The organism is Cytobacillus spongiae (assembly GCF_021390075.1).
The window spans coordinates 3961697-3974024 of sequence record NZ_CP089997.1 but is presented as its reverse complement, the minus strand read 5'-3'; the positions used below and the strand labels follow the sequence as shown (position 1 = coordinate 3974024).

The following is a 12328-nucleotide window of genomic DNA, read 5'->3' as shown; positions in this document are numbered from 1 at the left end:
GTCAGAGGATTCTTTGTTAGAAATTATTTAATCCCCTTCATTAAGCCTTGGATTTTTGGAGAGATAGCAAATAGTATTAAGCTTAATACCATAGCTAATCCACCGATAGCTCCAAAGTACATCATTTCAGTTTCGGGAGAGTAGAATTTCACTAGCTGAGCGTTGATTGCTTGTGCAGCTGCACTTGCTAAAAACCATAAGCTCATCGTTTGAGCAGAAAACGCTTGTGGTGCTAACTTTGTTGTAGCAGATAACCCAACTGGAGATAAGCATAGCTCTCCAAGTACTACAATAAAGTAGCTAAGTACAAGCCATAATGGGCTTACTAATGTATCGGTTCCCCCAATGTAAGATGGTAGAAGAATGACAACGAATGAAAGTCCGGCAAAGAATAATCCTAAAGAGAATTTCTTTGGAATGGAAGGTTGACGATCTCCAAGCTTAACCCATAACCAAGCAAAGACTGGTGCCAGTAAAATGATGAATAGTGGGTTTAGTGATTGGAACCAAGCAGGGGAAATCGTAATTCCTGCGAACTCTAATTGTGTACGCTTATCCGCATAGTTTGCAAGGATTGTAGCCCCTTGCTCTTGGATAGCCCAGAACATAACTGCTGCAATGAATAATGGAATATAAGCAATAACTCTTGAACGCTCGTCAGGAGTTGTTTTAGGGCTGCGATACATAACAAAGAAGTAAGCTGTAGGAATTAAGATTCCTAAAATCCCTACTAAGTTAATAAATGTATTAAAAGTGAACATTCCAGCTGGGATTAATACAGCTAGGATAATTGCAATTACAACTACAACAATACTTACACGAATAAAGAATTTTTTCTTTTCATTACCTGTTAGAGGGTTTGGAACATACGTACCAGCTAATCCAAGGTTTTTCTTCTTCGTTGCCACAAAGATCACAAGACCAAGGAACATCCCAACTGCAGCCAAACCGAACCCAAGGTGGAAGCTGTATTTCATTAATGAACCAACTAATAACGGTGCGATAAATGCTCCCATATTAATACCCATATAGAAGATACTAAATGCAGCATCGCGTCGTGTATCGTTTTCACTGTACATTTCCCCAACAACTGTCGATACATTTGGTTTTAATAAACCAGTACCTAATACGATAAGGACCATAGATACAAAGAACATGGAAACGCTTCCAGGAACTGCGAGGGCAATATGACCTAACATAATCAGTATTCCACCGTAGAATACCGCCTTTGAGGTACCAAATAGTCGGTCAGCCATCCATCCACCGATGATTCCTGACATGTAGACGAGTGCACCGTAAATGGACATGATCGAAAGTGCTAAATTCTCATCAATCCCTAATCCGCCTTCAGATACTTCATAATACATATAAAATACAAGGATTGCTCTCATTCCATAGTAAGAGAAACGCTCCCAGAATTCAGTGAAGAAAAGCGTAAATAACCCTTTTGGATGTCCGAAGAATCCTTTTTGAGGGACGCTTTCCACAATTTTCTGTTTATTTAGGCCTGACATAGTATAAACATCCTCCCTTTCATATATTAATATAATACTTGGAAGTGTCTCTTTTTGTCAAAATTGTTTCAAAATCCGAAATAACTTAATTTTATAGGCATTTTGAACTCGTTGTAGGTATATTTTCACAATTAAACACTTTATTAGAATAATAATTTATTTCAGAATATTGGAATAGGTTGTTTTTAGAGAAGATTCGATACTCAGTAGTAGGATTTGGGGGTGGCTAGATAAAGTTTATAAGAGGATGTACAAAAAAGGAGCGATTGCTTAAAGCAATTACTCCTTCTTAACCTTTTCGTTTATTTGCTTTTTTGCTCGAATAATCGAATGATTTCAATGATTACATTAGTAGCCTTTATCATATTTTCTACAGAAATATACTCATATTTACCATGGAAGTTTTCTCCACCTGTAAAAATATTAGGGGTGGGTAGCCCCATATAAGACAATTGTGAACCGTCTGTTCCCCCGCGGATGGGTTGAACAATTGGTTCGATATCAAGGTTTGTCATCGCTTGGTGAGCAATATCTACGATTTCTTTTACAGGTTCAATTTTTTCCTTCATATTGTAATACTGGTCTTCCATTTCTAAAACAATGCGATCATCCCCGTATTCGTCCTGAAGCTTAAGCGAAAGCTGTTGAATCAGCTGTTTTCGCGCATTAAATTTGTATTTATCAAAATCTCGGATGATATAGTGTAGGACAGTTTGCTCCACATCTCCTTCAAATGAGGATAGATGATAGAACCCCTCATAGCCATCTGTATGCTCGGGAGCCTCTTCCTTAGGAAGCATTTGATTGAATTCAATGGCTAGTTTTGTGGAGTTGACCATCTTACCCTTTGCTGTTCCTGGGTGTACGTTGCTCCCTTTAAAAGTTATTTTTGCATAAGCTGCATTAAAACTTTCATATTGAAGTTCACCCAGTGGACCGCCATCAACCGTATATGCATAGGCAGCATCAAAGGCTTTTACATCAAACTTATGAGGGCCTCTTCCAATTTCTTCATCTGGGGTAAATGCCACTCGAATTTTGCCATGTTTGATTTCTGGATGTTGTATTAAATAAGCCATAGCAGTCATAATTTCGGTAATTCCTGCTTTATTATCCGCGCCTAGCAGGGTCGTCCCATCTGTTGTGATAAGGGTATGACCTTTGTAGCGAGCAAGCTCAGGGAAATCCTTTGGTGAAAGTATAATATGTAAAGCTTCATTTAATGTAATATCCATCCCATCATAATTTTCTACTATCTGTGGGTTAACATTTTTTCCAGTAAAATCTGTTGCCGTATCAATATGGGCTAAAAAACCAATGGTTGGAATGGGCTTTTCAGTGTTAGCAGGGAGAGTAGCCATCACATACCCATTGTCGTCCATAGCAACGTCTTTCATTCCAATCGTTTGTAACTCCTCTACAAGCATTTTTCCTAGTGTGATTTGTCCCGAGGTAGAAGGGCATGTTTCGCTGTTTGAGTTGGACTGTGTATCCACTATTACGTAAGATGTAAACCGTTTAATCAATTCATTTTTCAAACTATTCATCTCCTTTTTTCCGTTACTTCTATTATAAGCAGGTAAAAAGGGAAGTGCTAGCTGGGTAAACATTTTAAATTTGAGTAGCATGGGTGTCAGTAAACCTTAGCTCCATAAGGTGAGCAACATCTTTAAAACCTAGCTTTTCATAGATAGACTTAGCTGTATTTCCTGCAAATACATTTAATTGAATAACTCGAAAGCCCTGCTGTTTCAATTCATTAATGGCAGCTTTCATGAGAGTATCCCCGATTCTTTGCTTACGGTAGGGGAGAAGAACATACAAGTCTAATAAACTCCCGACATATTCATTGGTTAACGGGTTTCTATCTTGGCCGAGCATAATCCAGCCGATGACTCGTTGATTCTGGATTGCGACCAGATAGTATGCGCCATTTTGTAGAAGTGGGGCGAACATTTGATAGGCCTTTTGAGAACCGTTTGTCGCATATCCAGCCGTACTCTCTTGAATGATATGACCTGTCATCTGTAGGATTGTATTTGTTTCTTGCTCTGTAGCCCGTCTAATCATCTTCAAAACCTCACATCAATTTTATTTTGGTTACGGTATTGTATGAAGAATGGGGAGGTTGGTGAACAAAAATCTATATGCTGGTAGCGAGAGGTACTAAATAAAAAGATCGATTGATTCAATCGGTAGGGGAGGGGGAAAATTTATCGACAAATAGGTACAAAAACCGATTGTAAACAATTATGTATACTTGTATACAAAAAGAAAATACGAAGAATACAAAAATGAATACAAGTAAACAAACACGTACACATAAAGCTATATCAATGTGTGTACAAAAAGAGTGTACATGTAATCAATATTGGATGAACTGTATACACATTGCGTTTACATGTATATAAAATGAAAACAACTATCGTCGTATTTACAACCCACTACTTCTTCTATACGCTTAATATAAGTGGTAAAATGAACTAAATTACTAGATTAGAAGGGAATGGTTTGATGAGTCAATCAAGAATAGCTGCTATTGACGTAGGGAATGATTCTGTTAAAGCTATATTTGGAAAGCTAGAGTCTGAAATGTACATTCCAAATGTAATTGCTAGAGACATCGAAGATAGACCTGTTATTGGAATAGAAGAGCTAAACGATAAGGACCCACTTGACGGTATTCATATTAGAGTCCACTCCCCTGCTTTAAAAGAGAATAATGGTATTTATCGTGTAGGAAATCTTGCTACGAAAAGTGACAATGCATCCGAGCTAGATCCTGGTTCGAGCAAATCGGAAGTAGATCAGACACTAATCATGTTATTTGCTTCTATTGCATTAGATGCGGTAAACGAGAAACAAGAAGGCTTATTTAAACGAGCAAATCATGTAATTGAAGCAAATTATACGCTAGGGACTGGTTTACCCCTTCGAGAAGTGAAGGAAGGAAAAGATGTAGGTTATCGTTCCCAACTACTAAGCTCTGTTCATCAGGTGGAATTTTTAATTACGCCTAAATATCAAGGGCTTAAGGTTAATATTAAATTTGACGAGGTAAAGGTATACCCAGAGGGCTTTGCCGCATTTATTAATCTGGTAATGGATAATGACCTAAATATTACGAATAAAGATCTCATCGATAAGCGAATTATTATACAAGATATCGGTGGCCTTTCAACCGATATTGCTGTAATCAAAAATCGCAATGTGGACGATGATAAGGCACAAGGATTTAATATCGGAGTGTCCGAAGCGCTTGAAGCGATTCGTGAGGAGATCCGCTCTAAGCACGGTGTTGAATTAGATAGTCGCAGAGATGTAGTTGAAATTATTACGAAGAAAAATGACCGCAATCATATTATGGTAAAGGGAAGTCGGACAAGCGTTCATGATATTACAGATCGCATTTTACTAGAACTCGCCAAAAAGCAGTATCGCCTTCTACGCAATATGTGGCAGAAAAATTCTCAGACGGAAATCTGTTATTTTGTTGGCGGTGGAGCTATGGTTTTAAAAGATTATTTGAAGGCTTTAAATAACAGCTTAGACGGTTACAATATTGATTTTTTTGAGGACGAAAAAGAAAGTATTTGGATGATGTCAAATGCCTATTATAAATTAATATCTGAATTTGTGAGAAAAAACGAGATCGAGCAAGATAAAGCAGCAGTCAAAAACTAACTAGGGTGATTTTATGGATAAACGGGGAGCAACGAAAATAAAACGGGGGCAAGCGATTACGTTTCGAATCCCTTCTGATACACCCGACCATATTATTCGGCAATTGGAACATCTTAAGGAAACTGAACGACGAAACTTCTCCAGTAAAATTGCAAGCTTTGTGACAGATGGAGTAAGCAACGCCCTTTCAAAGGAGAAAGAAACGATTACCGTTCCTCTTCCGAAGGCGTTAAGTAAGGAGCAAAAGAATTGGCTCAAGCATGCTCATTCAGAGGCACTTCTTGGAAGTATCATCTATCAGCTTTTAGCTGATCCGATTAGAGCGACGACCATTCTAGCGGCTCTAAATAGTAGCTCGCTAAATATCGATGAAGCTTTATATTTACAAGAAGAGGAAGAACAGCATGATAATGATGCAGCTGCTGAAATAGAAGAAGAAGAAGTAGAAAACTTGCCAGAACCCATTCTCGACGAGACAGAGGATGACCTCAATTCGTTCGATTGGGAGATGTTTAGGCAAGAACAGGCATCATCCATGGAGCAGGAAAAGCCTGAAAAAGAAGAAGAGGATCCCTTAAAGGATTTCTTAGCAAGTATGAATAAGTAAGATGAAGTAGCTAGCCAAGTCCACTTTGTTGGGTTAGGCAAAGACAATAGATAAACTCAGCACGATAGAGTTTGTTTATTGTCTATTTTTTTTTTGCGTAGGAAAGTTATTTCAATTGTTGATCAGCACTTCGACACCCACCGCCTAGTCCTCGAGGTGAGCTTGCCTTAGCCTGACAAAGGTAAGCTAAGCTTTTGTTTTTTTAGTGTGTAATACCCACTGACCAACTAGATTTTCACTTTTACAAGCCCTTTCAGTTGCAAAGTTCTTCAGGTGAGGTTTTTAGCAGGGCGAGCCTACAATAAATTTCAACATTTTTCTTAAATATTTAGGACATGCTAAAGCATATGAATACTGAAAAAGGAGTGGTGGTTGGTGTTTGATTGTATCATTATTGGTGGTGGATTTGCGGGCCTTCAAGCGGCTATTCAGCTCGGCAGATATAACCATCATATCTTAGTGTTAGATTCTAATGATGGAAGATCGACCCTTTGTAATAGCTATCATAATATTCTAGGATATCCAGAAGGTGTAAGTGGAAAAACACTTCGTGACATTGGAAGAAGACAGGCTGAATCATTCGGAGTGCAATTTAAGAATGAAAAGGCAGAAACCGTGAGGAAATTGGAGGCACATTTCCTAATAACCACTGAGAAGGGACAATTATATAAAGGGAAAAGATTATTGATTGCAACAGGGATAAAGGACCGAATTCCATCACTTGATTATTTAAAGCCGTGCTTAGGGAAAAGCATCTATGTTTGTCCCGACTGTGATGGGTATGAAGTGAAAGGAAAGCGGACGATTGTCATAGGTTCAGGGAACGTAGGAGCCCATATGGCATTAACACTCACCTATTGGACGAGAGAGTTGATCTATATCAACCATGAACAAGAGCCAGTAGACGAGGAGATAGCAGGTCAGCTAAATAATTATGGAATAACGTATATTTGCTCGGCTATACGAGAAGTTCTAGCTAGAGGAGATCAGCTTGAGGGGTATCGATTAACGACAGGAGAAATCATTCAAGGAGCCCACAGCTTTATTGCATTTGGCGGAAATGAAGTTCGATCTGATATTGCCAGCCAACTTGGTGTGGAGCGCCTTGAAAATAAACATATTGTTGTGAATCCGCGAACAAACCAAACGAGCATCCCATACGTTTGGGCAGCAGGGGATGTTGTAGCACATACACAGCAAGTAACGGTTGCACTGGGAGATGGATCACTTGCAGCTATTTGGATTCACAAGTCACTGTTAGCATCCAAATAACCCTACTCTTTCAAACATTGGAAGCATCTGTATCCAAGGGCTTCAGCATAATACATAACAAGCTGTTGGTGTTCCGATAATATCGCATCTAGCTCAAGCTTAGGTGAGGAAGGATTCCATTGCTCAAGTGGAGTTTGTTTTTCCATTGAATGTAACAACTCAGTTAAAACGGTTCCTCCAGCTACGATTTTGGTGTTTGAAAAGCCAGCCTTTTGAAAAGCATCCCTCCATTCCGCTTCCGTTAATAGGTCCTCCATTCCATAAACTCGTTGAATCGTTTGTCGGTCAAACTCTTCTATGTGCTGCTCGACGGTCATTTCTAGGTCTAATAAAATGCCGCCCTTCTTTAGTACACGGTTTAGCTCTATTAATGATGTAGGCATAGAGGTGAAGGCTGTTACGGATTCTACAATGATAAGATCAAAAGAATTACTAGCAAATGGGAGTTTTTCGATACTTGCCTCTATTGTAGTAATGGAAATTCCTTCCTTTGAGAAACGCTCCCTAGCTTTTTTAATCATAATGGGATGAAGGTCCACTGCTGTCACATCGCAAAGATAGGACTTCGCTATATATGCAGCGGATTGCCCCGTTCCACAGCCGGCATCTAAAACACGCCAATTAGATTGAATCGTAAAGGGCTCAATGATTTTCTTAGTTAATGCTAATCCTCCTGGATGAGCACCGCTAATTCCATAATGGGCTAATGCATCTTGATAAGAGTATGTCATCTAATTCTCTCCTATTCTAATTCATGAATTGCACTTGAAGCCATTCATTGCGAACGCAGCCTTTGCTCAAGTTAATACCTATTCTATGGTCAAAGAGGTCGAACGGGTACAACGTATGGTTCGAAAAAATCTTAAGTGAATGATTGCGAAAACGAAATGAAAGCGTTAAACTGAATGTAATATAGAAGAATAAGATTCTTTTTTTATGCAATTGAATGCAAGCGTTTGCACAGTATGTAAAGGATTCACATAATAATTGATTTGAGGGTGTTAAAATGAATAGAATTTGGTGGAAAGAAGCAGTTGGTTATCAAATTTATCCCCGTAGCTTTCAAGACTCAAATGGAGATGGAATTGGGGATCTACAAGGAGTCATTCAAAGACTTGATTATATAAAAGACTTAGGAATTGATGTGATTTGGATTTGTCCGATGTACAAATCACCAAATGACGACAATGGGTATGATATTTCGGATTATCAGGATATTATGGAAGACTTCGGGACGATGGATGACTTTAATCAACTATTGGATGAAGTACATAGACGAGGAATGAAACTAATAATTGACCTCGTATTAAACCATACAAGTGATGAGCATCCATGGTTTATCGAATCTCGTACGTCTAAGGAAGATGCAAAGAGAGATTGGTATATTTGGAGAGATGGAAAGAATGGAGCCGAGCCGAATAACTGGGAGAGTATCTTCGGTGGATCTGCTTGGGAATATGACACGAAAACAGATCAATATTATCTTCATGTGTTCTCAACAAAGCAGCCAGATTTGAATTGGGAAAACAAGGAAGTTCGTGAGGCATTATATGATACGGTAAACTGGTGGTTAGATAAAGGGATCGATGGTTTTCGAATTGATGCCATTAGCCATATAAAAAAGCGCCCAGGATTCCCAGACCTGCCAAACCCAGAGGGAAAGAAGTATGTATCTTCCTTTGACATGCATATGAATCAAAAAGGGATTCACGAGTATTTAAAGGAATTCCAAGAAAAAACATATGCTAATTATGACGTGATGACTGTTGGAGAAGCAAATGGTGTCAAGGTAGATGAAGCGGATCTTTGGGTTGGAAAAGAAAATGGAAAGATGGATATGATTTTTCAATTCGAACATTTGGGACTTTGGGACGCGGAAACCAACCCTGAGTTAGATATAGTTGAACTGAAAAAGGTGTTAACCCGATGGCAAAAAGGGCTTGAAAATGATGGATGGAATGCGTTATTCATTGAAAATCATGATAAACCACGTGTTGTGTCTACGTGGGGAAATGATGGTCAATACTGGTATGAAAGTGCAACAGCCATGGGAGCAATGTACTTTCTAATGCAAGGCACACCATTTATCTATCAAGGACAAGAAATTGGGATGACGAATGTACAATTTCCTTCAATAGAGGATTATGATGATGTAGCTGTAAAGAACCTCTATCGAATTAAAAGTGAAGAAGGAATGTCTCATGACAAGATTATGGACATTATATGGGCCTCTTCTCGCGATAACAGCCGTACGCCGATGCAATGGTCAGCTGAAGAGAACGGAGGATTTACAACAAGTACTCCTTGGATGAAATTAAACCCAAATTACCTACAAATCAATGTGGAAAAGCAAGCGAATGAACCGTATTCTGTCCTTTCTTTTTATAAAAAAATGATCCAGCTGAAGAAGGAAAATCCAGTGTTCACATATGGTCAGTACGATTTGCTACTAGAGGATGACTCGCAAATCTATGCATATACCCGATCTTCAGAGGATGATCAAGTAGTTGTCATTACGAATTTATCAAAGGAAGTAGCTACATTTACTTGCAAAGATAGAGACTTTCATGTGGAGGAACTCCTACTGAACAATTATGAAGTTGTTGCTCTAGAAAATCTACAAAAATTAGTGCTTCAACCGTATGAGGCAAGAGTATATCGCTTAAAGAAATAATGCAGAGTACAGGACCTTTTAACAAGAAGGGTCCTGTTTTTTCATTCCTAGGCTACTGATTGATACAAATTTTACAAAAACTTAGCAGTCATTTTAAACAGACCCATTCTTTCTTTTTTAAAATAAGGAGTATACACTAATGCAAGATAAGCTCTTACTCTAGAGCAAGAGGTGTAAAGGAATATTGGAGTTATGTTAAATTTCTTATAGCTGTACATCAATATCATATGGGAATCATAGGTTTTGATAAGATGATTTCTTTAAGGAGGTTTCGTACTTGAAAATTCGCAAAGCTATTATCCCTGCCGCGGGACTCGGTACTCGATTCTTACCTGCTACAAAAGCCCAGCCAAAAGAGATGCTTCCTATCGTTGATAAACCTACAATTCAATACATTGTCGAGGAAGCTGTTCTAGCTGGAATTGAAGATATCATCATTATTAGCGGGCGCGGAAAGCGAGCCATTGAAGATCATTTCGATAAATCCTATGAACTAGAGGAAACACTTCTAAAAAAAGGGAAGCTTGAGCAACTGCAAAAAATGGAAAGTATTTCTCGTCTAGCGAATATTCATTACATCCGCCAAAAGGAGCCTCGTGGCCTAGGAGATGCTATTTATTGTGCGAAAAGCTTTATTGGAAACGAACCATTTGCTGTCATGCTTGGAGATGACATCGTCCAATCTGAAGTTCCTTGTATGGAGCAGTTGATCAAGGTATATGAGCAATATCGTAGTTCGGTTATTGGTGTTCAAACTGTATCTGATGAAGAAGTGAGCAAATACGGAATTATTGAACCTGATTGGAATGTAACAGATCAAATTTTACAAGTGAGAAATTTAGTTGAAAAGCCATCACTAGATGCTGCACCATCCAATTTGGCAGTGATGGGACGCTATATATTAGAACCACAAATTTTCCCCATTTTAGAAACGCTTGCACCAGGGGCAGGAAACGAAATCCAGCTAACGGATGCCATTCAGAAGTTAACAGAAAGCAGACCTGTATACTCTTATTTATTTGAAGGCAAACGGTATGATGTGGGCGATAAGTTAGGTTTTATTAAAGCAACTATTGAAATTGGCTTGGAAAGAGAAGACTTAAAAGAAGATCTTCGAATTTACCTAAAACAATTAACTTCTACCATTCAAGGGGTTGAAATATGAGAGTCACAGTAACCGGGACAGGATATGTAGGGTTAGTAACAGGGGTATGCTTAGCAGAGGTGGGGCATTCTGTCATTTGCTATGATGTGGATCAACCGAAGATTGAGAAGCTAAAAGCGGGTATTTCCCCAATATACGAACCTGGACTAGAAGAATTAATACGGAAAAATCTCGATCAAAACCGTTTATCATTTACATCACGTGTAGAACAAGCATATCAAGATCAAGAAATCATCATAGTTGCCGTTGGAACGCCTGAGAAGGAAGATGGATCGGCTAACCTCTGCTATCTAGAACGGGCCGCTGAACAAATCGGGAAGAGTATCAATAGAGACACAGTAGTCGTAATTAAAAGCACAGTACCCATTGGTACGAACGAAAAAATAATCAAGCAGATAAGGGGCATTGTTCCCCCGGAAATAAACGTAGAAATTGTTTCAAATCCCGAGTTTCTCCGGGAAGGAGCCGGAATTGAAGATACATTTAATGGGGAGCGCATTGTTATTGGTTCCAATCATGATGAAGCAGCCAAATTAGTTGAAGAACTATACCAGCCATTTTCAATTCCGGTTGTGCGCACCGACCTTCGGAGCGCAGAAATGATTAAATATGCTTCAAATACATTTTTAGCAACAAAAATTAGTTTCATTAACGAAATGGCCAATCTATGTGAGAAGATGGGCTCTAATATTGAGGATGTGGCACTGGGAATGGGGCTTGATTCTCGTATTGGTCACCAATTTCTTCGTGCAGGTATTGGATTTGGCGGATCATGCTTCCCAAAAGATACAAAGGCGCTCGAAAATATAGCGAATCAGAATGATTTTGAATTTAAAATCCTTCAATCTGTCATTGAAGTGAACAGTGAACAAAAACAAAAGCTTTTTGTCAGAGCAAAGGAACTGATGGGAAGTGTAACAGGGAAGAAAGCAGCTGTCTTGGGCTTAGCTTTTAAGCCGAACACAGATGATGTTCGAGAAGCACCTTCTATTGACCTAATAAACAGCTTATTAAATGAACAAGCAGAAGTCGTAGCGTATGACCCTGTAGCAAGTGAAAAAATGAAGTCTATTTTCGAAGAACGAATTGAATATGCTTCTTCCCCTGAACTTGCGATTGAGGACGCAGAACTAGCATTTATCGTTACAGAATGGCCTCAGATTAAAAGGATGCCACTCGAGCTTTTCAAAGATCGAATGAAAACTCCTATTATCCTGGATGGGCGGAACTGCTATTCCCTTGAAGAAGCAAGAAGTGCTAGGGTCAGCTATATTTCCATTGGTCGTGAAAAAATTATTCATTTTCAAAAAGTAAAACGATAACGAAAGCCTGCTCTATTGAGATGCCCCGTAAAAGTTAGACACCATTCTAACTTTTACGGGTTTTTTTTGATTGGAGAATGAATGAATAAC

Annotated in this window: 10 protein-coding genes; 6 read left to right on the top strand and 4 right to left on the bottom strand. The window is 38.8% G+C overall.

Features of this window, described 5'->3' with window-relative positions:
* Positions 1 to 23: 23 nt before the first annotated feature.
* The 3 genes from LS684_RS19890 to LS684_RS19880 all read right to left on the bottom strand — a co-directional run bounded on the left by LS684_RS19890 (position 24) and on the right by LS684_RS19880 (position 3584).
* A complete protein-coding gene (locus tag LS684_RS19890) occupies positions 24 to 1514 on the bottom strand; it encodes a peptide MFS transporter (RefSeq protein ID WP_233808732.1) in 1491 nt (496 codons plus the stop codon).
* Positions 1515 to 1816: 302 nt separating this feature from the next.
* Positions 1817 to 3052 (bottom strand): peptidase T, encoded by a 1236-nt coding sequence (pepT, locus tag LS684_RS19885; protein WP_233808731.1) that lies wholly within the window; start codon positions 3050 to 3052, stop codon positions 1817 to 1819.
* Positions 3053 to 3125: 73 nt separating this feature from the next.
* Positions 3126 to 3584, bottom strand: coding sequence for a GNAT family N-acetyltransferase (locus LS684_RS19880; RefSeq protein ID WP_233808730.1), 459 nt, complete (start codon positions 3582 to 3584; stop codon positions 3126 to 3128).
* A gap of 444 nt (positions 3585 to 4028) precedes the next feature.
* On the opposite strand from LS684_RS19880, the gene LS684_RS19875 reads away from it, so the two are divergent.
* The 3 genes from LS684_RS19875 to LS684_RS19865 all read left to right on the top strand — a co-directional run bounded on the left by LS684_RS19875 (position 4029) and on the right by LS684_RS19865 (position 7077).
* A complete protein-coding gene (locus LS684_RS19875) occupies positions 4029 to 5198 on the top strand; it encodes a ParM/StbA family protein (RefSeq protein WP_233808728.1) in 1170 nt (389 codons plus the stop codon).
* Positions 5199 to 5211: 13 nt separating this feature from the next.
* On the top strand, positions 5212 to 5805 hold the full coding sequence (locus LS684_RS19870) for a hypothetical protein (RefSeq protein WP_233808726.1): 594 nt from the start codon (positions 5212 to 5214) through the stop codon (positions 5803 to 5805).
* A 372-nt stretch (positions 5806 to 6177) separates the two neighbouring features.
* A complete protein-coding gene (locus LS684_RS19865) occupies positions 6178 to 7077 on the top strand; it encodes an NAD(P)/FAD-dependent oxidoreductase (RefSeq protein WP_233808724.1) in 900 nt (299 codons plus the stop codon).
* 2 nt (positions 7078 to 7079) lie between these two features.
* Here LS684_RS19865 and LS684_RS19860 read toward each other — a convergent pair whose 3' ends face one another.
* The gene (locus LS684_RS19860; protein ID WP_233808722.1) at positions 7080 to 7808 is read right to left on the bottom strand and encodes a class I SAM-dependent methyltransferase; all 729 of its coding nucleotides are present in this window, start codon (positions 7806 to 7808) and stop codon (positions 7080 to 7082) included.
* A 275-nt stretch (positions 7809 to 8083) separates the two neighbouring features.
* On the opposite strand from LS684_RS19860, the gene LS684_RS19855 reads away from it, so the two are divergent.
* The 3 genes from LS684_RS19855 (at position 8084) to LS684_RS19845 (ending at position 12238) form a co-directional block, all read left to right on the top strand.
* Positions 8084 to 9751 carry a glycoside hydrolase family 13 protein gene (locus tag LS684_RS19855; RefSeq protein ID WP_233808721.1) on the top strand — a complete coding sequence of 556 codons (1668 nt, stop codon included), beginning with the start codon at positions 8084 to 8086 and terminating at the stop codon, positions 9749 to 9751.
* 277 nt (positions 9752 to 10028) lie between these two features.
* Positions 10029 to 10916 carry a UTP--glucose-1-phosphate uridylyltransferase GalU gene (gene galU, locus LS684_RS19850; protein WP_233808720.1) on the top strand — a complete coding sequence of 296 codons (888 nt, stop codon included), beginning with the start codon at positions 10029 to 10031 and terminating at the stop codon, positions 10914 to 10916.
* On the top strand, positions 10913 to 12238 hold the full coding sequence (locus LS684_RS19845; protein ID WP_233808719.1) for a UDP-glucose dehydrogenase family protein: 1326 nt from the start codon (positions 10913 to 10915) through the stop codon (positions 12236 to 12238). The genes galU and LS684_RS19845 overlap by 4 nt, the downstream gene beginning before the upstream one ends.
* Positions 12239 to 12328: the final 90 nt, after the last annotated feature.

Bases quoted from the DNA above. Each gene is read 5' to 3' on its own strand.
- LS684_RS19890 (WP_233808732.1), bottom strand. From the start codon at position 1,514: ATGTCAGGCCTAAATAAACAGAAAATTGTGGAAAGCGTCCCTCAAAAA.
- LS684_RS19880 (WP_233808730.1), bottom strand. From the start codon at position 3,584: ATGATTAGACGGGCTACAGAGCAAGAAACAAATACAATCCTACAGATG.
- LS684_RS19875 (WP_233808728.1), top strand. From the start codon at position 4,029: ATGAGTCAATCAAGAATAGCTGCTATTGACGTAGGGAATGATTCTGTT.
- LS684_RS19870 (WP_233808726.1), top strand. From the start codon at position 5,212: ATGGATAAACGGGGAGCAACGAAAATAAAACGGGGGCAAGCGATTACG.
- LS684_RS19860 (WP_233808722.1), bottom strand. From the start codon at position 7,808: ATGACATACTCTTATCAAGATGCATTAGCCCATTATGGAATTAGCGGT.
- LS684_RS19855 (WP_233808721.1), top strand. From the start codon at position 8,084: ATGAATAGAATTTGGTGGAAAGAAGCAGTTGGTTATCAAATTTATCCC.
- LS684_RS19845 (WP_233808719.1), top strand. From the start codon at position 10,913: ATGAGAGTCACAGTAACCGGGACAGGATATGTAGGGTTAGTAACAGGG.